Source organism: Pectobacterium jejuense (assembly GCF_026800125.1).
Taxonomy (GTDB): Bacteria; Pseudomonadota; Gammaproteobacteria; order Enterobacterales; family Enterobacteriaceae; genus Pectobacterium; species Pectobacterium jejuense.
In genome coordinates, this window is the sequence record NZ_JAPQKX010000005.1 from 366427 (window position 1) to 387176 (window position 20750).

Here is a 20750-nt window from a genome sequence, read left to right on the forward strand (position 1 = left end):
CGGAATCAGGCACCGCAAGAAACGGTGCCCCGCCGAGTTCAGCCACAGAGATTACTGCGCGTCGCGCTTACTTTTGTAATCCGCAATCGCTGCCTTGATAGCGTCTTCCGCCAGAATGGAGCAGTGAATCTTCACCGGCGGTAGCTCAAGCTCTTCGGCAATCTGCGTGTTCTTAATCGCTTCAGCTTCATTCAGCGATTTGCCTTTTACCCACTCTGTGACCAGCGAGCTGGAGGCAATGGCAGAACCACAACCGTATGTCTTGAAGCGGGCATCTTCGATGATACCCTCATTGTTGACTTTTATCTGCAACTTCATCACATCGCCGCACGCTGGCGCGCCGACCATGCCGCTGCCGATAGAAGGATCGGCGTTGTCAAATGAACCCACGTTGCGTGGGTTTTCATAGTGATCAATTACTTTTTCGCTGTAAGCCATGATAGTCGTCCCCGAACTGGTGAATTAATGATGCGCCCACTCGATGCTGCTGATATCCACGCCCTGCTTGAACATTTCCCACAGCGGAGAAAGATCGCGCAGACGGCCGATGGATTTACGTACCAGCTCGATGGTGTAGTCGATCTCTTCTTCGGTGGTAAAACGTCCCAGCGAGAAACGGATCGAGCTATGTGCCAGCTCATCATTCATGCCCAGCGCACGTAACACGTAGGAGGGCTCCAGACTGGCCGACGTACAGGCAGAACCGGACGATACCGCCAGATCCTTGAGCGCCATAATCAGCGATTCACCTTCAACGTAGTTGAAGCTGACGTTCAGGATATTGGGCACGCCCTGCTCGATATCACCATTCAGGTAGACTTCTTCAATATCATTAATACCGTTCCACAGACGATCGCGCAGCGCACGCAGGCGATCCATTTCTGCGGTCATCTCTTCTTTCGCGATGCGGTAGGCTTCGCCCATGCCGACAATCTGGTGCACAGGCAAGGTGCCAGAACGCATGCCGCGCTCATGGCCGCCGCCGTGCATCTGCGCTTCGAGACGAATACGGGGTTTACGACGAACATACAGTGCCCCGATCCCTTTCGGCCCATAGATTTTATGGCCGGAGAAAGACATCAGATCCACTTTTAACTGGTTGAGATCGATAGGCAGTTTGCCTACGCTCTGCGTGGCATCAACATGGAACACGATACCGCGGCTGCGGCACATGTCACCGATAGCGGCAATATCCTGCACAACGCCGATTTCATTATTGACGTGCATGATGGAAACCAGAATGGTGTCCTCACGCATTGCCGCTTCGAGTTCAGCCAGATCGATAATGCCGTTACGCTGCGGGGCCAGATAAGTGACCTCGAAGCCTTCGCGTTCAAGCTGACGGCAGGTATCCAGCACGGCTTTGTGCTCGGTCTTGCTGGTGATGATGTGCTTACCCTTCTTCTGATAGAAGTTGGCAACACCTTTAATCGCGAGGTTATCGGCTTCGGTCGCGCCTGACGTGAAGACAATCTCACGTGGGTCGGCACCGACCAGTTCAGCAATTTGGTTACGGGCGATATCAACCGCCTCTTCCGCTTGCCAGCCAAAACGGTGGGAACGGGAAGCCGGGTTACCGAACGTACCGTCCAAGGTCAAACACTGCATCATTTTCTCAGCGACGCGCGGGTCAACCGGCGTGGTGGCTGAGTAGTCGAGATAGATAGGTAACTTCATTGCTCATAAACTCCGTACATCACTTCAAAACGTACAATGCGTTTTGTTTTATTGACAGGCTGTTTATACCCGCAACCTCTCGGGCCAATGCAAAAAATCTGGCGATGTTATCGTGGAACCATTTATCGTCAGAACACGCCGTGACAGTCGGACTAACATCAACACCACATTGGGCAATGTGGTCAGGATTATGCGGCTATCAGAAAGGCAAAACGTGACGAGTAAGGGTACTCGTCACGTTGAAGGTGTATCAGGCGCGCAGGTTAACGTTGATCGTTTCCTGGATACGTCCATTGGCGATGCGGCGCGTGTCAGCATCCTGACGATCCGCCACATCCAGCACTTCCTTATTATTCACCAGCTCATCCAGCGTGATGTTATTCAGGAAGTCGGTAATACGGTCACTCAGATCGCGCCACAGGGTGTGCGTCAGGCAGCGATCGCCACCCTGGCAGCCTTCGCGGCCCTGGCAACGCGTTGCATCAACAGATTCATCGACGGCCGAAATGACCATACCAACAGCGATTTCATTCGCGTTTTTACCCAGCAGGTAACCGCCGCCTGGGCCACGAACGCTGGCAACCAGCCCATTCTTGCGCAGACGCGAAAACAGCTGCTCCAGGTAAGACAGTGAAATACCCTGGCGTTCAGAAATATCCGCCAATGGAACGGGTCCTTCCTGGGAGTGCAGAGCCACATCGAGCATGGCGGTAACGGCGTAACGGCCTTTGGATGTCAGTCTCATGATAGTGGTACCTGTAGATAAAACATGTATTATGAAAACATGTATTGGCAGAACATACCGCGAGTCTGACATTCCTGAGTGTTTTAGTCAACTATTTAACCAAGTAAAACACTCAAGTATTATTCGTCGTGTGTTTTCTGTACCGAACTCAGTATTCCACGCAGAATGTTAAGCTCCTGACTTTCAGGCCTGGCGCGGGTAAACAGGCGGCGCAGCTTGTTCATCACCTGCCCTTGATGTGCCGGTCGGATAAATCCGGTTTGCAGCAGCGTCTGTTCAAGATGCTGGTAAAACCGCTCCAGATCGTCGACCAGCGGGTACGGCGACTCTTCATGTTCCGGCTGCCCAGCCTGTAAGCGATCCAAATGTGCAATGCGCACTTCATAAGCAATGATCTGCACCGCCATCGCCAGATTGAGCGAGCTGTATTCCGGGTTCGCGGGAATCGCCACGTGATAATGGCATTTCTGAAGCTCTTCATTCGTCAGCCCCACGCGTTCGCGCCCAAACACCAGCGCGACCGGCGCGTGTTCCGCTTCCTGCGCGCTACGAACACCGCACTCGCGTGGTTCCAGCATCGGCCAAGGTAAGGTTCGAGAACGCGCGCTGGTGCCAACGACCAGACCACAGCCTTCGAGCGCCTGATCGAACGAATCCACAATAGTGGCATTGCCGATAACATCGCTGGCGCCTGCCGCCAACGCAATTGCCTGCGAATCAGGCTTCACCAATGGGTTGACCAAATACAGTTTGCTTAACCCCATGGTTTTGATCGCCCTGGCCACTGATCCCATATTGCCAGTGTGCGACGTTTCAACCAGAACAATGCGAATATTGTCTAACATATGAACTCTGTTATGCGATAGATAGAAGGAAGTCGTGCAAAAAGGAAAACGGCATACCTTAACACAAACTTAGCTATTTTACTTTTCTACTGCTATACTCTGCGCCGCTTTCCGTTCTTTAACATTCCAGTGGACCGATACCATGCATCCGATGCTCAACATCGCTATACGCGCTGCGCGTAAAGCCGGTAATTTAATTGCCAAGAACTATGAAACGCCAGACGCCGTCGAAGCTAGCCAGAAAGGCAGCAACGATTTTGTGACCAACGTCGATCGGGATGCAGAACGTCTGATCGTTGAAGTCATCCGTAAGTCTTACCCACAGCACACCATTATTGGTGAAGAGTGTGGCGAGCTGGTTGGCGAAGATCCGGCAGTACAATGGGTTATCGATCCTCTGGATGGCACCACCAACTTCATCAAACGTTTACCTCACTTCGCTGTTTCTATCGCGGTCCGCATTAAAGGCCGTACCGAAGTTGCCGTTGTTTACGATCCTATGCGTAATGAACTGTTTACCGCGACCCGTGGTCAAGGCGCACAGCTGAACGGCTACCGTCTGCGCAGCAGCACTGCCCGCGATCTGGAAGGCACCGTACTGGCAACAGGTTTCCCTTTCAAATTAAAACAACACAGCAAAAGCTATATCAACGCCATCGGCGCGCTGTTCACCCACTGTGCGGATTTCCGCCGTACGGGTTCTGCTGCACTGGATCTGGCCTATGTGGCTGCGGGTCGCGTTGACGGTTTCTTTGAAATCGGCCTGAAGCCGTGGGATTTTGCTGGTGGCGAACTGCTGGTACGTGAAGCTGGCGGGATCGTGACCGATTTCGTTGGCGGCCATAACTATCTGGCATCCGGCAATCTGGTTGCAGGTAACCCACGTGTGGTGAAATCCATTCTGGGCACCATCCGTGAAGAATTGAGCGACGCGCTGAAACGCTAATTCCGACCCACTCCGGCCCACCTCCATAAAAACGAAATTGGGCCGGAGTTGTTATTTTTCTTTACATATGAATCCTGTATACGCATTGTTTATCCTTATACGATAATAATTATCAAACTCATTACACTGATAACTTCATCACATTGATAAACTGTGAATTAGGATCGCCACCATGTTAAGAAAATCAGTAAGATCACTCTTTCTGACCGCACTCCTCACCACCCCGCTTTTCAGCTACGCCACCCAATACCCTCTTACCGTCACCGATTTCGACGGAAGAAGTGTTACCATTAAACAAGAGCCACAGCGCATCATTCTGCAAGATGGGCGCGATATTATGACGATGGCATTGCTTGACCGCGATAATCCCTTTCAGCGTCTGGTCGCCTGGAACAATCTGGCGAAAAAACAGGACACCGCAACCTGGGATATGCTGAAAGGAAAATGGCCTCAGTCCGTTGGCATTTTGGATATGGGCTTCAGTGACAAAGGTAACGTCGATCTGGAAAGCGTGCTGTCAAAACAGCCGGACCTGATGATTGCCCAGCTGCGTGCCAAGGCAGCCCTGAAGGAAAGCGGAGTGATCGACAAGCTCAGCGCGCTGAATATTCCGGTACTGTTCGTCGATTATGAAGTGAATCCGGCTAAAGATACCGCCCCCAGCGTCGACCTGTTGGGTAAAGTTCTGAACCGGGAAGCCAATGCCAAAGCGTATACCGATTTCTATCGTCAACACTTCGATGCTATTCAGCAGAAAACCGCTGCAATCACCCCGAAACCTAGCGTCTTTGTTGAACCGATTGCCGGTAACTCAGACTCCTGCTGCTTCACACACAGCAACAGCGGCTGGGGCGGATTGGTTGAAGCGGTCGGCGCGAAAAATATAGGATCAGATTTGCTGCCGGGTGCATCAGGCTTTGTCTCGCTGGAAAAAATCATCAGCATGAAGCCCGATGTCTACATTATGACAGGCTCTAAGCGTGGCAACAGTCAGGTCCTGCCGCTAGGCTTGGGTGCCAGCGTAGAAGACGTGCGCAATCAGGCCGCTACGCTGCTAAATCGCACGGGTATCAGTCAGATCCCCGCGGTTCAGGCAAAACACGTCTACGGCGTTTACCACCATTTTTACAACCATCCCTACAACATTGTCGGTATGGAATATCTGGCCAAGGATATTTATCCTCAGGCCTTTACCAGCCTGAATCCTGATGATACGTATCACCATATCATTCAGAATTTTACCTCGCTGCCTGACAGTGACTTTATCTTTGCCTGGAAACAAGGTGAGTAATTTTTAATGAGTACAACCACTGAACCGGGTATCCGCAATACTGCCGCGGATGCCAACACCATTATGGACAACTATCGCGGCATCATTCGACGCCGTGTGGGTGTTATGGCGATACTGCTGTTGATCATCATCGGCTCGTTGTTGCTGGATTTTACGATGGGGCCTTCAGGGCTGACGCTTGATGTACTTTGGCAGACGCTGACCGATCCGGCCAGCGCCGATGCGGGTACGCGCGTGATCGTCTGGGATATTCGTCTGCCTTACGCGCTGATGGCTATCGTGGTCGGGCTGGCGCTTGGTCTGGCCGGTGCAGAGATGCAGACGATCCTGAACAACCCGTTGGCCAGCCCGTTTACGCTCGGCGTTTCTTCCGCAGCTGCGTTCGGTGCTGCGCTGGCTATCGTCCTCGGTATCGGCATCCCCGGTATTCCGGCTCAGTGGTTTATCTCCGCAAACGCCTTTATCTTCGCGCTGCTGGCAGCGTTGCTGCTTGATGGCATTACGCGCTGGACGCAGGTCGCCACCTCCGGCGTCGTGCTGTTCGGTATCGCGCTGGTGTTCACCTTCAACGCACTGGTTTCCATGCTCCAGTTCATCGCCAACGAAGACACGCTGCAAGGTCTGGTGTTCTGGACGATGGGCAGCCTGGCCCGCGCCTCGTGGGAAAAACTGGGAATCCTGCTGCTGGTGTTGGCTATCGTGATGCCAATTTCCCTGATGAGCTCATGGAAACTGACCGCGCTGCGGTTGGGTGAAGATCGCGCCGTGAGTTTTGGCATTAACGTTCGCCGCCTGCGTCTGGCGACGCTGCTGCGCATCAGTATTTTGTCCGCCATTTCAGTCGCGTTTGTTGGCCCTATCGGCTTCATCGGTCTGGTGGCTCCGCATATCGCACGCATGATTTTCGGCGAAGATCACCGCTTCTATCTGCCTGCCAGTGCGTTAACTGGCGCGCTGGTGTTGTCGATGGCGTCCGTTGCCTCGAAAAACCTCATCCCCGGCGTCATTATCCCGGTCGGGATCGTCACATCACTGGTTGGTGTTCCCTTCTTCCTGAGTATTATCCTGCGCCACAGAGGAAACGTATGAGCCAGCAAACCTCTTCTGGATTACGCCTTTCCCACTTTCGCGCCGGTTACCCCAAGCGTCAAGTGATTCGCGATCTGTCCGTACCACAGCTGCCGCGCGGGAAAATTACCGTGCTGCTCGGCCCCAACGGCAGCGGTAAATCCACGCTGTTGCGTGCAATGGCAGGTCTGAATGCTTCCGAAGGTGAACTGTGGTTGGATGACACCAACCTGATGGCGTTGCCTTTTGCCCAGCGGGCGGAAAAAGTCGTTTATCTGCCGCAATCCCTGCCTGCGGGCGTTCACCTGCACGTACTGGAATCGATTATCGTCGCACAGCGCGCGTCCGGCGGCATGCACAACGCCGAAAAGCAGGATGAAGTGATGAGCCTGCTGCGCCAGTTGGGCATTGAGCATCTGGCGTTGAGCTATCTCGATCAGCTCTCCGGCGGACAGAAACAGCTGGTAGGGTTAGCGCAATCGCTGATCCGTCAACCCTCGCTGCTCCTGCTGGACGAACCGCTCAGCGCGCTGGATCTGAACTATCAGTTCCACGTGATGGATTTGGTACGCAAGGAAACGCGCAAGCGCAACATCATCACCGTCGTGGTAGTGCATGACATCAATATCGCGCTGCGTCACGGCGACCACGTATTGATGCTGCAAAACGGTAATTTGATTGCCAATGGCGCACCGGCCGAGGTGATTAGCCCTGAAAGCCTGTCAGCGGTCTATGGCGTACGCGGACGCATCGAGCGCTGTTCGCAGGGCGTGCCGCAGGTGATTATCGACGGGCTGGTCAGCGAACCGACCATCTAAGCTTTTCTCTGGACGAATAGACGGTGAGTTCCCTCACCGTCTTCCTTACCTTCACCTTACCAAACGCGACGACGCTGATTCACCACACCAGAACCATACACCGTACACGCTATACCTCACGTTGACGCTATTCAGCACAAACGCGCAGAGGCAAGCCCATCGCGCATGTTCGTCAGCATGTTCTCAAACAAACGCAATGCCAAACCCACGCTGTTTACGTTGTAGTAGAGCGCCGCGTCATAATGCTTCAGATAATGTTCAAACTCTGGCTTATCGAGCAGTTTATAGATTGCTGTAAATCGCAAAATAAGGTGGCTGCAATTATTGAGATAGAGATCAAGCGTGCGGTAATCGCTTTTCATTAGCTGAGTAAGCAAGGCGGTCATATGCTCGAATTCCGTCAGTAGCGACGCATAATCCCCCAGATTTTCCGCACTGTGCTCAATCGGTTCCATACCGTCATCTCCCTTGGTTTTCGCCGCTGGTCAATCGAACCTATAGCCGCATACCGCCTTACTGCGCAGCATACGGCGCGATAGATTAGAAACGCTGCCAGTCCGCTTCATCCGAAGCAACGGCAGCTTTTTTCCTCACAGGAGAAAGACGTGGCGCGGATATTCCTGGTAACGCGGATGCAGAAGCGGAAGCCAGCGCCAGAGGGGTAACCTGTCCCACAATGAACTGCCCCACCAGTTGGCTCAACGTACTTGCCTGTTCCTGCAACGACTGCGACGCCGCAGACGCCTCTTCCACCAGTGAGGCGTTTTGCTGAGTCACATCATCCATCTGGTTAACCGCCTGATGCACCTGGCTGATACCCTGGCTTTGCTCCTCGGTCGCCGCCGCGATTTCATTGACTAGATCGGTCACTTGCTGGATCGCATCCTTCATCGCCGACATGTTTTTCCCTACATCGCTGGCTTGATCCACGCCCGCCGACACCAGCGAGTTTGAGGCATCAATCAAATCCTTGATTTCGCGCGCCGCGGTAGACGATCGCTGTGCCAGCGTACGCACTTCTCCCGCCACCACCGCAAAACCACGCCCCTGCTCACCAGCACGTGCGGCTTCTACCGCCGCATTCAGGGCGAGGATATTGGTCTGAAACGCGATGCCTTCGATGAGCGCAATGATCTCGGTGATCTTGCCTGAGCTGGTGCGAATGTGTTCCATCGTATTCAGCATCGTATTGACGGAATCCGCACTATTGATGGATATCTTGCTGGCATTCCCCGCCAGCAGGCTCGCCTGTTGCGTGTTCTCCGCGTTCTGGCGCACTGTCTCACTGATTTCCGTCATACTGGCCGCCGTTTGTTCCAGCGAAGCAGCCTGTTCCTCGGTGCGGGATGACAGATCTTCATTCCCCGCCGCAATCTGCGTCGCCGCGCTGCTCACTGACTGCGATGAAGCACTCACCGAAGCCAGCGCTGAGGATACCCGCTGCATCAGGCTGTTAAAGGCGCGAGCGGTATTTCCCACTTCATCCTTGCGTCGATCGTCAGCTTGAATCGTCAGGTCAAGATGGGTGCTAACGCTTTCCATCGTTTGACTCATGTTATTCAAACTTTTTCTAATGCCCAGAATAGTTCTCACCGCGAACAAGCCGATCAGCAACACGATCAGTAACGTACCGGACAACAGACCAAACCACGTTTGATCATAAATCCGTTTATTCATCTGACGCAGTTCGTCGCCCATTTCAACATTAAGATCGAATTGCTTACGGTAATTGGCGAGTAACTCACGTACCGCTTCTCCAGGTCCGTTTGCTCCTTGCAACAGGCCAAGCGCGATCTCGTTTTGGTTCGCCTTTGATGCGTTAAGAAAAACAGGTAGCGACGCCTGTAATTTTTTGGTCAGATCAATCGCCGTATGGGTCAGTTGGCGGTCTTCCTCGCTGGAGGCATCATTGATCAGGTAATACTCATTAAGCGTCTTTATTTCATCGATGGTTCTATTAATATCCTGCTCGATCGCGGGCAGCTTGCGATCGTCATCCGTGGTCTGATGACGATACAAAAAAAGCACCAGCGAGTTGCTTTTATCCACCAGACTATTTAAATCTTTAATGCTCGGAATCGCATTATCCTGAACATATTCAAAACGAGATTGGAACCCTGATAACAATGATAAAGTGACAATAACTAATGAGATAAGCGCCAGCGACATTAGTGAAAACGTCAACAGCAGGCGTTGCGTGATATTCATAACCGCTCCATTTTTTGAATTTTTATACCGCATTTTTTTCCTGATTCCGGTATGTCGACTAAACCGAATGTCCCTCCCTACGTGGCGTTTTGCGTAAAAGTCAGACATACCTTTACCACGTTCAATTATCGCCACAGAAGCAGACAGCTTGATAGCATCGATCATTAAAATCACTTAATAATCTCAAAACAATAGTTAAAATCTATCAAAGTAAGATAATCGATCGTCACAAACATCCATTGATCCTGCAACAAATTAATTAGAAGAGAATGGCTTGCGAAAAATCCTTCATCAGCCATGTTGCGATGAACAGTAGATATATTTTTCAATTGTTCGTCAGGCGATAAAATCGGTGAAAAAAGCACAAAAAAAAGCACTGACCGATGAGGTTCAGTGCTTTTCTATTATCTGGTTTACTGCATTATCTGGCTTACTGTGTGACGATGTTATTTCTTCGCTGGCAGCGTAACCCAATAGCCTGGCTGATATGGCAGCGGCAGGAACTTCTCGTGGAAGGTACGGAACGTTGCATCAGGATCGATATCCTTGAAAAGTTCCGGGTGCATCCATTTTGCTAACACCTGAATCGCCACAAACTGATACGGGCTATCATAGAACTGATGCCAGATTGCATGCGCGTTACCATCGGTTGCTACCGGCAGCGTTTTGAATGCTGAGCGTTCCATCAGTTTTTGCAGGCGTTGCAGCGCTTCCTTCTGATCGGCTCCCGGTCCAACGCCAACCCAGCCATTTGCCGTGTTGTAGTTTTTCCAGTTAGCTCCAGTCACCACCACCACATCCGGGCGAGAGCTGATAATCTGCTCTGGGTTCAGCGTACCAAACGTGCCGGGGATGATGTTTTTGGCAATGTTGTCACCGCCGGCAGCCTCAACCATGCGGCCAAAATTTTCATCACCGAATGACATGCAGCATTCTTCGTCATAACCGCCCGCGCGGTCAATCATCACTTTCGGACGTGGGCCCTGATAGTTCTTCAACCGATCGGTGACCAGCTCAATCTGCTCACGGCGGAATTTAATGATCTCTTCCGCACGCTGTGGTTTGCCAACCAGCTGGCCCATGATGTGAATGCTTTTTTCTGCGTTCTCAAACGGCTTCTCGCGGAAATCGATAAACACCACTGGAATCCCCAGCGAATTGAGTTTCTCGATCAGTTTGCCTTCATCCGTCGCCGCTTTTGACTCCAGATTCATCAGTACCAAATCCGGTTTCAGCGTCAATGCCTGCTCAACGTTGAAGGTACCGTCTTTCGCTCCGCCAAAGGTCGGCAGCTTTTTGATTTCCGGGTATTGCTTTTCATAAGCCATATAGCCGTCGTAATCGGCTTTTGGCAGATCGTCACGCCAGCCAACCACGCGCTGGAACGGTGCCTCGGTATCAAAGGCAGCCAGCAGATAAATCTGTCGACCTTCCCCGAGGATAATCCGCTTCACTTCGGATTTGATTTCTACTTTCCTGCCACTAACGTCTTCAATAACAATCGGGTTAGCGCTAGCGACAACGCTCGCGCTCAGCCCCAACAGAGCAACGACTGAAAACAGCCATTTCTTCATTATTATTCCCTTCTGCGATTATGGTTATAAATGATAATAGTTATCATTATTGAAATGATATCCTGCCGTGATTACCCGAAGCAATGGGTTTTTAGCGCAGCGTTAATAAAAGGTAAAATTAGCCGGAGAATGGCCGAATGCCGCCCATCATTGCGGGCTGTGCACTGAGGTAAAGCAGGACGCCGGAGCCAACTAAAATCAGCCCGCCAGCAAACGCCAGAAGAGAAAACGTCGCACGCTGCCACACGGGCGAAGCTCGGTTTGCACCTAAGCGCTCAACCACGCGACGGCAGTAAAAAACCAACACGGCCAGCGCCGAGATCGTGATCGCCGTTCCGGCAGCCATCACCAGCGCAGAGGCCACGCCCCACCAATACACGCCGATCACTTTAGAGAAAAGCAGCACCAGAATAGCGCCGGAACACGGACGCATTCCCATTGCCAGCACAATCATCAGACGCGTGCGCCAACTGCTATCGCGCTCAAGTTCTTCATTACTCGGGAGATGGCGGTGCCCGCAGCCGCAGTCGGCATCGTGTTGATGAGAAGAAGAGGAAAGCGCAGGCGTCGGGCGAAGCACCATACGTCCATCGGTTGGTACGTTAAACTGGGTGACGTGAGAAGGGGTTATGTGCAAAGGCGTTACGCGCAAAATCGTCGCCGGTTTAGGCTGCCGCACGATGGCGATATACAGCTGTTTCAACGCGCGGAAACAGAGCAGCAGCCCGAGCCCCGCCACCAGCACAAAGCTCCCCTTTTCCATCCAGAAACTGCTGTTATGCAACGTTCGGCTGGATAACTGCAAGATCCCTAAGACTATGGTCACCAGCGCTACCGCCATCAGCCCCTGAACCAGCGACGCGGCAAGCGTCAACTTCAGGCTGCTTTTCAGCTTCGACGGGTGTGTCGCCAGATAGGTCATGATAACGACTTTACCGTGCCCCGGCCCAACGGCATGAAGCACGCCATAGACCAGACTGAACATCATCAGACTCAGCCCCGCCTGATGCGGCTGCTGTTCCACCATCTGCAACAGGTGCGACATCTGCTGATGCAGCGACTTCTGCCAGATCGCGCTTTGCAGCACGATTTGCGGCCAGTATCCCACGATGTAATGCAGCGCCGAGGCCAGCAGCGCCAAGAACAGCCACAGCGGCCACAGATCGCGCAATCGACTCAACAACGAGCGCTGACGCGGCAGTGAGCCGAGGTTCACTGACATTGCAACGTCACCCGCTGTGCAAACTGTTTCCCTAGCTCCATGTCTTCATCCGGCGCATCGTTCTTATCCAGCGACAGCGCATAGGATTGCAGTTCAGCGTTAGGTTCCGGCGTGACGAGCGAAGTTTTACAACGTGAAGCCAGCGCAGGCGCCAGCGTAACGGCCTTGTCGTTCTGGTAGGACATATCAACAAAGTAGGTAGGATCGTAAGTAGAAATCAGCAAAGGCTTGCCGGCCAGCGGCTGTGGATGCGCCAGCGGCAGCACAAACTCCAGTACCGCCTGATTGCCTTTGCGGGAAAGGTGATATTCGGTTGGCATCGGCGCATATTTCACGGGCTGACCATCACGGTAAATATCGGTGAAATAGTGCTGTCCTAACACATTCGCCATCACTTCCGCCGCCAGCTTTTTCCAGACTTCAGAGTCCTTCTTGGCCTTCCCGGCATCATACAACAGGTCGGCAGACGTGATGGGATCCATCGTCCACAGCATGCGTAAACCGGTGATGTTGTCGTTCTGGCTCTCAACTGTCGTCTGCATATCAATAAAACTGTGTGGGTGAGCGAAAACGGGCTGGCCGAACGCCAGACCTGTCATCAGCAACGTTATCCGTCCGCACCATCGTTTCAAAGCGTTATAATGTAACATTATTTTTACCATACTGCGTTATATTGACAATGCACGCCATTTCTTATGCTTTTCCGGCCACAGAGTGATGACTGACAGAAGGCCGAATAAACAGGGCCGGAACCGCCAGCAGCGCCATCACCCAAAACGTGCCGCCCTGCAAGTGTTCAAACAGGAAACCGGACACCATCGTCATCACCGCGATACTTCCGCCCATCGCCAGCGCGGAATACACCGCCTGTAACCGCAGGATGTCACCACCGGTGCGTGCGGCGATAAAGCGCATGGCGGCCAGATGGCAAACGGTGAAGGTGCCACAGTGCAATATCTGTATCACAATCAGCCATGGCAGAGCCACTGTCGCGCCCATCAAGCCCCAGCGCACCACGCCGCATACGGCAGAGAGCAACAGAAGCTGTCTGGCACTCCAGCGTCGGAACAGGCGTTGGCTGAAGGTAAAGATAACAATCTCCGCGACCACGCCTAACGACCAGAGATAGCCGATAATCGAGGCGGAATAGCCCGAATCCTGCCAATAAATGACGCTGAAACCATAGTACGCCGCGTGTGCGCCTTGCAGCAGCGACACACAAAGCAGGAAGCGCCATACCGCAGGTTCAGTCAGCAATCGTTTCCACGGCGTGACGCTAACCGACTGCGCTGTCGAGGTTGCGGCTTGCGGCATCACGCTAGGGCGAAGCAGCATGCCCAAGAGCATGACGGCCAGTCCCGCGCTGAGGATTGCCAGGATCGCGGGGTGTCCCCAGATAGCGACCAGTTCCCCCGTTGCCGCAGAAGCGATAACAAACGCGATCGAACCCCAGACGCGAACCTTGCCGTAATCCATCACAATCTGCCGCTGCCACGTCGCGGCTAATGCATCCGTCAGTGGTACCAGCGGTGCGAAAAACAGGTTAAATCCGATCATCACTATCATCAGCCACAGCCAGGCATTCCCCAGCCAGAAACCGACAGCCAGCGCCAGTGACAGCAACGCCAGTCCACGTAATACCGTAATCAATTTGGACGGATCTTTCACGCTGGGCGTGATGACCAGACTGCCGACGAAGCGCGCCACCAGCCCCGCGCCCAGCAGCATGCCGATCGACTCAGCGGACAGCCCCTCGCCTTTCAGCCACCCGCCCCAAAACGGCAGGAAAACGCCATAGCAAAAAAAGTAGGTGAAATAGCTCAGCGCCAACCAGCGCGTCGATTGCAAAACCATGATTTCTCCCTTTCGATGACGAACTCTCCTAGCTTCGGCACTTTTTTGCTAGCTACTCTTTTTTGCCGGTTACTGTGTCAGAGTGCACACGGCGGTGCAACGCGTTATTCACCATTAAACGTGAACGGAGATAGTGTCATGATGCGACGGCTCGAAGGATGGCGGCCAGGGATGCCGCCATAAAAAAACGTGAGGAACGTTTTTCAACGTCGCTTGCGACGGCCCGAAGGGTGGCGGTCGGATGGCCGCCATAAAAAACGCCAGCACTCAGGCTGGCGTTTAGGACGTGTTCCGACAGTAATGTCAGAGAAAATGCCGAATTATGCGTAAACCGGGAAGCGGGCGCAGATCTCCAGAACTTTCTGTTTCACGCGTTCAATGGTCGCTTCGTCGTTGATGTTGTCCAACACATCACAGATCCAGCCAGCCAGTTCACGCACTTCCGCTTCTTTAAAGCCGCGACGGGTTGCCGCTGGCGTACCGATACGGATACCGGAAGTCACGAACGGGCTCTTCGGATCGTTAGGCACGCTGTTTTTGTTCACGGTGATGTTTGCACGGCCCAGCGCAGCATCAGCTTCTTTACCAGTCAGGTTTTTGCTCACCAGATCCAGCAGGAACAGGTGGTTGCTGGTTCCACCAGAAACCACGTTGAAACCACGTGACAGGAAGACTTCAACCATTGCTTTGGCGTTTTTCGCGACCTGCTGCTGGTAAACCTTGAATTCAGGCTCCATCGCTTCTTTCAGCGCAACGGCTTTACCGGCGATAACGTGCATCAACGGGCCGCCCTGACCGCCAGGGAATACCGCAGAGTTCAGTTTCTTGTACAGCTCTTCGTCGCCGCCTTTCGCCAGAATCAGGCCACCGCGTGGACCAGCCAGCGTTTTGTGCGTGGTGGTAGTCACGATATGAGCATGAGGAACCGGGTTAGGGTAAACATCCGCGGCAATCAGGCCAGCAACGTGTGCCATATCAACAAACAGATAAGCACCGATGCTGTCAGCGATTTCGCGCATCTTCGCCCAGTCAACGACGCCAGAGTAAGCAGAGAAACCGCCGACGATCATTTTTGGCTTGTGCGTACGCGCCAGTTCAGCCATTTCGTCGTAGTCGATCTTACCGCTTTCGTCGATGCCGTAAGGAATAACGTTATACAGTTTACCTGACAGGTTAACCGGAGAACCGTGCGTCAGGTGACCACCGTGCGCCAGGTTCATACCCAGAATGGTGTCGCCCGGCTGCAGCAGCGCAGTGTAAACGGCAAAGTTAGCCTGAGAACCAGAGTGCGGCTGCACGTTGGCATAATCTGCACCGAACAGCGCTTTCGCACGATCGATCGCCAACTGCTCAACGATATCAACGTACTCACAGCCGCCGTAGTAACGCTTGCCCGGATAACCTTCAGCATACTTGTTCGTCAGCTGAGACCCTTGAGCCTGCATAACGCGTGGGCTGGTGTAGTTTTCTGACGCAATCAGTTCGATGTGCTCTTCCTGACGCACCACTTCTTGCTCCATTGCTTGCCACAGGTCGGCATCATAATCGGCAATGTTCATTTCACGCTTTAACATCCGGATCTCCTGACTCAGCTAACATAAATATACTGGGAATTAATGGCCCATTTGGAAATTGGGCTACCCTTTTGGGGAATGGCGTATAGTGTAAACCGTTTTTCCCTAATGAAGATAGGTCTTGACAGAGGTTTTTACGCAAACGATTAGCTACAGGCAGCACAAGGCTTCAGCAAATATCTGCTGCGCAGTGGTAAACGGATTTTTCTTCATTCTCAACCTGCTATTTCTTCATGTTATTCCCTTTGGCTCCGCCTAAAAACCCCTACCACCCAAAAGGTAATTTACAGCGGCGGACAAACCCAATAAGATGCATATAAAATACAACTTATAAGTCATGCCAATAAATAAGGAGTCACCATGCTGGATAACCAAACTATCGCCATCGTTAAGTCAACCATTCCTCTGCTGGCGGAAACCGGCCCGAAACTGACCGCACACTTCTACGATCGCATGTTTACGCATAACCCTGAGCTCAAAGATATTTTTAACATGAGCAATCAGCGCAATGGCGATCAGCGTGAAGCGTTGTTCAATGCCATCTGTGCTTATGCAACGAATATTGAAAATCTGGCCGCACTGCTGCCTGCGGTTGAACGTATCGCCCAAAAGCATGCCAGCTTTAACATTCAGGCCGATCAGTATCAGATCGTGGGTAATCACTTATTGGCAACGCTGGATGAACTGTTTAGCCCAGGGCAAGAAGTACTGGATGCCTGGGGTAAAGCCTATGGCGTGCTGGCGAATGTCTTCATCCAGCGCGAAGGCGATATCTACCGCAGTACCGAAGCGCAAAACGGCGGCTGGAGCGGTGTGCGACCTTTCCGTATTGTGAACAAGCAGCCGCAAAGCTCGGTGATTACCAGCTTCACGTTGGAACCCACCGACGGCCAGCCTATTGCTGATTTTCAACCGGGCCAGTATCTGGCGGTTTACATCAAGCATGACAGTTTTGCCAACCAGGAGATTCGCCAATACTCTCTGACTCACGCACCAAATGGAAAATCCTACCGGATTGCAGTGAAACGTGAAGCACAGGGCACCGTTTCGGGCTATCTGCATGATACCGCTCGTGAAGGCGATATCATTCATCTGGCGGCTCCGCACGGCGATTTCTTCCTTGATATCCCCGCTTCCACGCCGGTTGCCCTGATTTCTGGCGGCGTGGGACAAACCCCGATGCTGGGCATGTTGCATACGCTCAAGCAGCAGGATCATCAGGCGAAGATGCTATGGCTGCATGCAGCAGAAAATGGCACGGCGCATGCTTTTGCGGATGAAATCGGAAAAACGGGACAGTCGCTGCCACAGTTCCAGCACCACATCTGGTATCGGGAACCGCAGCAGGCCGATCGTCCGGGCGAAGACTATCATCACAGCGGGCTGATGCAGTTGGACTCGTTAAAAGATGAATTAACCACGCCAGATATGCACTATTACCTGTGCGGCCCTGTGGTTTTCATGCAATTTATCGCACAGCAGTTGCTGGCTATGGGTATCCCCGCTGAGCAGCTACATTACGAATGTTTTGGTCCGCATAAAGTTGTCTAACCCTCATTGATAACGGATCAAACCCAAAGGCCGCTTTTGCGGCCTTTTTTTCATCTTTCAGAAAACCACCAGAACATACCCTAAATAATTCAAGTTGCGTGAAGGCGGCAACTGCGCGAATCCCCAGGAGCTTACTCAGGTAAGTGACTGGGGTGAGTAAGGGCGGCCAACGCGCAAGCAGCTTGAAGTATGACGGGTATAAAACACCTTATTGATCACAAATCTATATGCCAATACGGTAGTGCTCCGCTAAAAAAGAGGTGGGTCACAAAAAACAAGGTCTTATTAAAATAACATTTCATTTTTAATGAATAGTTATTTCATCAAAGAAGCCTCGTTTAGGCATCGGCTTGGGTGCACAATAAAAGCCCGACGTTCTCGCTAAAGGCCGTGACAAGAGCGATAAAAAACAGCGACCTTCCTTTGATAACGCCTGGGTTCATTAACCGTTTTCGACTAACCAACAAGGGATATGTCTGACCATGGCAAAACGTTTTTCAGAAAGTGTAGCTTTAGCTCTGATACTTTCCGCCCCTTTCACACTGGTACATGCTAAAACGCCCGCCGCGGCACACCAGACCGCCGCGCCGGACAGCATTAACTTACTGTCGGGTTCAACACTGGGTGAAAAAACCGGCTTATCCGGTAATGTCACCGTACGGGATATTCATCTGCCTGCCACCATCATTATCAGAGACCAGCAGGGTCAGAAGCGGCAGACACAGACCGATGAGCAGGGAAAATATCACCTCGATGTCTCTGGCCTCACACCGCCGCTACGTCTGTTAGCCATCGAATCCGGCGGCAATAACTGCCTGCTGAATAATATTTCCCGTGCAATCTGCCTGTCTGCTGTCGCCCCGTCATTGCATGACGGTAAAGAGAATATTGCCAATATCAACCCGCTGACTGACCGCATTACCTCAGATATTGCGGTGGCAGCAGGCTACATTGGTCCACAGCAGCTAACGGACGACACAGCATCACCAAAGATGGACGCCGCAGCATGGAAAAAAGCCTACGCCGATTTTCATGCAGGCTTTAATGACGCGTTAAAACAGGTTGGCGTCAGCGCGCCCAAGAGTTTCGACCCTCTGACTTACCCCGCGGCCCAGCAGGATGCGGTCGCCAAAATCGTCAACGTCATTAACCATACCCGCAATTATCACAACGATACCGGCCATTCTGGCCATACGGTACTGACCGACAGTGCGTTCCATCCCATCGTCGGCCTGAATAATAAAGGCGATTATGAACCGCTGGATTACCGTTCTGCCCGCCAAAGTCTGGACGCGATCCAGAAAGCGCAAACCCGCATTTTCATGGTCGGCGACTCAACCGCGGCAACCTATGAAAAAATGCGCTTCCCGCGTATGGGATGGGGTCAGGTTTTTGAACAGCAGTTCAGTAAAGACAGTGGTGTAAAAGTCGTCAATGGCGCACGTGCAGGCCGTAGCTCACGCGACTATTTCTACGAAGGCTGGTTCCGCCAGATGCAGCCGCTGATGAAAGAGGGTGATTTCCTGTTTATCCAAATGGGACACAACGATCAAAATTGCAACAGTGCAAAAGCGGTACGTGGCCCGGCGGATGTCGCTAACCTCTGTACTTACCCGAACGATGCCGCAGGGAAAAAGCAGGCACCGCAGGGGAAAGCCGATATGTCATTCCAGACATCGCTAGAGCGCTACATCACTTTCGCCCGCCAGCACAAACTCACACCGGTTCTGCTTACCCCGACCACCCGAGTAAAAACGGCTGACGGGAAAAACGGCACGCCTGCGGTACACAGTCACTTCACCAAGCAAAACGCGGAAAATGGCTATGCCTTCATCGGCGATTACAGCCAAACCATAAGGAATACGGCTGCTGATAACAAGGTGATTTTGCTGGACGTTGAACCCGCCACTATTGCGTTGGCGAACCAGGGCAACAGCGACCATTGGAAACAATACTGGCTGGTGATCGATCCTAAACAATATCCTTACTATCGCGATCAGGCCGGTAGCCTGAGCAAACCGGATACCACCCATTTTCAGAAAAAAGGCGCTATCGCCGTGGCAGGGATTGTCGCCGACGCTATTCGGCAGGAACCCGCTTTAGCGTCGCTGGCGGAAAAAACGGCCAGCAAACACAAGTAGTCATTAGTCAGGCAAAACGATAAGACCGAACCGCGCGCGGCGTTACATCGCCGCGCGTTATATACCCTTCCCTTACCGATTACAGGACTCTGGACATGATAAACGCCTCACACCTCTGCAAAACGCTGACCTTAGCCATGTTGATTTCCTCGCCCTGGGCGCTAGCGCAGGCTGCCGACTACAATGCGCTGGTTTCCAGCAACGCAGAGGACACCAAAGCCTACAAAACTATTTCTGAAGCCATCGCCAGCGCCCCGGCAGACAGCTCGCCGTTTGTGATCTATGTGAAAAATGGCGTGTACCACGAGCGCCTGACCATTACGCGCCCCAACATTCACCTACAGGGTGAAAGCCGTGACGGCACCGTGATCTCCGCGACCACCGCCGCTGGGATGCTCAAACCCGATGGCAGCAAGTGGGGAACCTATGGCAGTAACACAGTGAAAGTCGATGCGCCCGATTTCAGCGCTCGTTCACTGACCATCAACAATGGTTTTGATTATCCGGCCAATCAGGCTAAAGCTAACGATGACCCAACCAAATTAAAAGACTCGCAGGCCGTTGCGCTGCTGGTTGCCGAAAATAGCGATCGGGCGTGGTTCCATGATGTCAGCCTGACGGGCTATCAGGACACGCTCTATGTGAAAGGGGGACGCAGCTTCTTCTCACAATGCCGCATCAGCGGCACCGTTGATTTCATCTTTGGTAACGGGACTGCACTGTTTGACGATTGCGACATTGTCGCGCGTAACCGTACCGACGTGAAAGATCAGCCGATTGGCTATCTCACCGCGCCCAGCACCGACATTAAACAAAAATATGGCTTGGTCATTATCAATAGCCGGGTGACGAAAGAACAAGACGTCCCAGCGAACAGCTATGGCCTGGGTCGCCCTTGGCACCCAACGACCACCTTTGACGATGGGCGCTATGCCGATCCTAACGCGATCGGCCAGACCGTCTTCCTGAACACCAGCATGGATGACCATATTTATGGCTGGGACAAAATGTCAGGCAAAGATAAACAAGGCGAGAAAATCTGGTTCCATCCGCAGGACTCACGCTTTTTCGAGTATAAATCCAGCGGTAAAGGGGCTGAGAAAAACGATCAACGCCGTCAGTTAAGCGATGCGGAAGCGGCAGAATACACCGCAGACAAAGTGCTGGCAGGTTGGGTTCCTACCGCGCCTAAAGGAAAGTAGAAGTAGAGTAGAAGAAATGTGACGAAGCCAGCCC

Annotated in this window: 18 protein-coding genes; 7 read left to right on the forward strand and 11 right to left on the reverse strand. The window is 52.6% G+C overall.

All coding sequences use genetic code 11. The features are described 5' to 3' along the window. Positions 1 to 51: 51 nt before the first annotated feature. From iscU to trmJ, 4 genes are all read right to left on the reverse strand, one after another. Positions 52 to 438, reverse strand: coding sequence for a Fe-S cluster assembly scaffold IscU (gene iscU / locus NXT09_RS12050; RefSeq protein ID WP_005970177.1), 387 nt, complete (start codon positions 436 to 438; stop codon positions 52 to 54). A gap of 24 nt (positions 439 to 462) precedes the next feature. Then, positions 463 to 1677, reverse strand: coding sequence for an IscS subfamily cysteine desulfurase (locus tag NXT09_RS12055; RefSeq protein WP_039284484.1), 1215 nt, complete (start codon positions 1675 to 1677; stop codon positions 463 to 465). Between the two features lie 250 nt (positions 1678 to 1927). Then, entirely contained in the window at positions 1928 to 2422 is a 495-nt protein-coding gene (gene iscR / locus NXT09_RS12060) for a Fe-S cluster assembly transcriptional regulator IscR (protein ID WP_151241606.1), read from the reverse strand. A 119-nt stretch (positions 2423 to 2541) separates the two neighbouring features. After that, the gene (gene trmJ, locus NXT09_RS12065) at positions 2542 to 3267 is read right to left on the reverse strand and encodes a tRNA (cytosine(32)/uridine(32)-2'-O)-methyltransferase TrmJ (protein WP_268579817.1); all 726 of its coding nucleotides are present in this window, start codon (positions 3265 to 3267) and stop codon (positions 2542 to 2544) included. A gap of 142 nt (positions 3268 to 3409) precedes the next feature. Between trmJ and suhB the strand changes: the two genes are divergently transcribed. The 4 genes from suhB to NXT09_RS12085 all read left to right on the forward strand — a co-directional run bounded on the left by suhB (position 3410) and on the right by NXT09_RS12085 (position 7390). Continuing rightward, positions 3410 to 4213: an inositol-1-monophosphatase gene (suhB, locus tag NXT09_RS12070; RefSeq protein ID WP_014916219.1), complete on the forward strand. Its 804-nt coding sequence runs from the start codon at positions 3410 to 3412 to the stop codon at positions 4211 to 4213. Between the two features lie 172 nt (positions 4214 to 4385). Beyond that, positions 4386 to 5504, forward strand: a complete 1119-nt coding sequence (locus tag NXT09_RS12075) for an ABC transporter substrate-binding protein (RefSeq protein WP_205550188.1) — start codon at positions 4386 to 4388, stop codon at positions 5502 to 5504. Between the two features lie 105 nt (positions 5505 to 5609). Further along, entirely contained in the window at positions 5610 to 6593 is a 984-nt protein-coding gene (locus tag NXT09_RS12080) for a FecCD family ABC transporter permease (protein WP_370586400.1), read from the forward strand. Continuing rightward, a complete protein-coding gene (locus NXT09_RS12085; RefSeq protein WP_205550190.1) occupies positions 6590 to 7390 on the forward strand; it encodes an ABC transporter ATP-binding protein in 801 nt (266 codons plus the stop codon). The genes NXT09_RS12080 and NXT09_RS12085 overlap by 4 nt, the downstream gene beginning before the upstream one ends. 131 nt (positions 7391 to 7521) lie before the next feature. Here the strand turns inward: NXT09_RS12085 and NXT09_RS12090 are convergent, their stop codons facing one another. The 7 genes from NXT09_RS12090 to glyA all read right to left on the reverse strand — a co-directional run bounded on the left by NXT09_RS12090 (position 7522) and on the right by glyA (position 15822). After that, positions 7522 to 7845 carry a hypothetical protein gene (locus tag NXT09_RS12090; RefSeq protein WP_180773758.1) on the reverse strand — a complete coding sequence of 108 codons (324 nt, stop codon included), beginning with the start codon at positions 7843 to 7845 and terminating at the stop codon, positions 7522 to 7524. Between the two features lie 85 nt (positions 7846 to 7930). Then, positions 7931 to 9598: a methyl-accepting chemotaxis protein gene (locus NXT09_RS12095; protein WP_268579818.1), complete on the reverse strand. Its 1668-nt coding sequence runs from the start codon at positions 9596 to 9598 to the stop codon at positions 7931 to 7933. 446 nt (positions 9599 to 10044) lie between these two features. Continuing rightward, positions 10045 to 11172, reverse strand: coding sequence for an ABC transporter substrate-binding protein (locus tag NXT09_RS12100; protein WP_268579819.1), 1128 nt, complete (start codon positions 11170 to 11172; stop codon positions 10045 to 10047). A gap of 118 nt (positions 11173 to 11290) precedes the next feature. Beyond that, positions 11291 to 12394, reverse strand: a complete 1104-nt coding sequence (locus NXT09_RS12105) for a nickel/cobalt transporter (RefSeq protein WP_268579820.1) — start codon at positions 12392 to 12394, stop codon at positions 11291 to 11293. Continuing rightward, positions 12385 to 13044: a DUF1007 family protein gene (locus NXT09_RS12110; RefSeq protein WP_205550198.1), complete on the reverse strand. Its 660-nt coding sequence runs from the start codon at positions 13042 to 13044 to the stop codon at positions 12385 to 12387. Before NXT09_RS12110 ends, NXT09_RS12105 begins: the two co-directional genes overlap by 10 nt. Before the next feature lie 43 nt (positions 13045 to 13087). Next, complete coding sequence (locus NXT09_RS12115; protein WP_268579821.1) at positions 13088 to 14248, reverse strand: 3-phenylpropionate MFS transporter; 1161 nt, start codon at positions 14246 to 14248, stop codon at positions 13088 to 13090. Between the two features lie 320 nt (positions 14249 to 14568). Further along, entirely contained in the window at positions 14569 to 15822 is a 1254-nt protein-coding gene (glyA, locus tag NXT09_RS12120; RefSeq protein WP_014916229.1) for a serine hydroxymethyltransferase, read from the reverse strand. A 360-nt stretch (positions 15823 to 16182) separates the two neighbouring features. Between glyA and hmpA the strand changes: the two genes are divergently transcribed. The 3 genes from hmpA to pemA all read left to right on the forward strand — a co-directional run bounded on the left by hmpA (position 16183) and on the right by pemA (position 20716). After that, positions 16183 to 17373 carry an NO-inducible flavohemoprotein gene (hmpA, locus tag NXT09_RS12125; RefSeq protein ID WP_268579822.1) on the forward strand — a complete coding sequence of 397 codons (1191 nt, stop codon included), beginning with the start codon at positions 16183 to 16185 and terminating at the stop codon, positions 17371 to 17373. Positions 17374 to 17855: 482 nt separating this feature from the next. Next, positions 17856 to 19514 (forward strand): pectin acetylesterase PaeY, encoded by a 1659-nt coding sequence (paeY, locus tag NXT09_RS12130; RefSeq protein WP_268579823.1) that lies wholly within the window; start codon positions 17856 to 17858, stop codon positions 19512 to 19514. Between the two features lie 95 nt (positions 19515 to 19609). Beyond that, the gene (gene pemA / locus NXT09_RS12135; RefSeq protein WP_306417493.1) at positions 19610 to 20716 is read left to right on the forward strand and encodes a pectinesterase PemA; all 1107 of its coding nucleotides are present in this window, start codon (positions 19610 to 19612) and stop codon (positions 20714 to 20716) included. The last annotated feature ends 34 nt before the right edge of the window (positions 20717 to 20750 follow it).

Bases quoted from the DNA above. Each gene is read 5' to 3' on its own strand.
- NXT09_RS12075 (WP_205550188.1), top strand. From the start codon at position 4,386: ATGTTAAGAAAATCAGTAAGATCACTCTTTCTGACCGCACTCCTCACC.
- NXT09_RS12115 (WP_268579821.1), bottom strand. From the start codon at position 14,248: ATGGTTTTGCAATCGACGCGCTGGTTGGCGCTGAGCTATTTCACCTAC.
- paeY (WP_268579823.1), top strand. From the start codon at position 17,856: ATGGCAAAACGTTTTTCAGAAAGTGTAGCTTTAGCTCTGATACTTTCC.
- NXT09_RS12085 (WP_205550190.1), top strand. From the start codon at position 6,590: ATGAGCCAGCAAACCTCTTCTGGATTACGCCTTTCCCACTTTCGCGCC.
- hmpA (WP_268579822.1), top strand. From the start codon at position 16,183: ATGCTGGATAACCAAACTATCGCCATCGTTAAGTCAACCATTCCTCTG.
- NXT09_RS12055 (WP_039284484.1), bottom strand. From the start codon at position 1,677: ATGAAGTTACCTATCTATCTCGACTACTCAGCCACCACGCCGGTTGAC.
- pemA (WP_306417493.1), top strand. From the start codon at position 19,610: ATGATAAACGCCTCACACCTCTGCAAAACGCTGACCTTAGCCATGTTG.
- NXT09_RS12095 (WP_268579818.1), bottom strand. From the start codon at position 9,598: ATGAATATCACGCAACGCCTGCTGTTGACGTTTTCACTAATGTCGCTG.
- NXT09_RS12090 (WP_180773758.1), bottom strand. From the start codon at position 7,845: ATGGAACCGATTGAGCACAGTGCGGAAAATCTGGGGGATTATGCGTCG.
- NXT09_RS12100 (WP_268579819.1), bottom strand. From the start codon at position 11,172: ATGAAGAAATGGCTGTTTTCAGTCGTTGCTCTGTTGGGGCTGAGCGCG.
- iscU (WP_005970177.1), bottom strand. From the start codon at position 438: ATGGCTTACAGCGAAAAAGTAATTGATCACTATGAAAACCCACGCAAC.
- NXT09_RS12080 (WP_370586400.1), top strand. From the start codon at position 5,610: ATGGCGATACTGCTGTTGATCATCATCGGCTCGTTGTTGCTGGATTTT.
- NXT09_RS12110 (WP_205550198.1), bottom strand. From the start codon at position 13,044: ATGTTACATTATAACGCTTTGAAACGATGGTGCGGACGGATAACGTTG.
- glyA (WP_014916229.1), bottom strand. From the start codon at position 15,822: ATGTTAAAGCGTGAAATGAACATTGCCGATTATGATGCCGACCTGTGG.
- iscR (WP_151241606.1), bottom strand. From the start codon at position 2,422: ATGAGACTGACATCCAAAGGCCGTTACGCCGTTACCGCCATGCTCGAT.
- trmJ (WP_268579817.1), bottom strand. From the start codon at position 3,267: ATGTTAGACAATATTCGCATTGTTCTGGTTGAAACGTCGCACACTGGC.
- suhB (WP_014916219.1), top strand. From the start codon at position 3,410: ATGCATCCGATGCTCAACATCGCTATACGCGCTGCGCGTAAAGCCGGT.
- NXT09_RS12105 (WP_268579820.1), bottom strand. From the start codon at position 12,394: ATGTCAGTGAACCTCGGCTCACTGCCGCGTCAGCGCTCGTTGTTGAGT.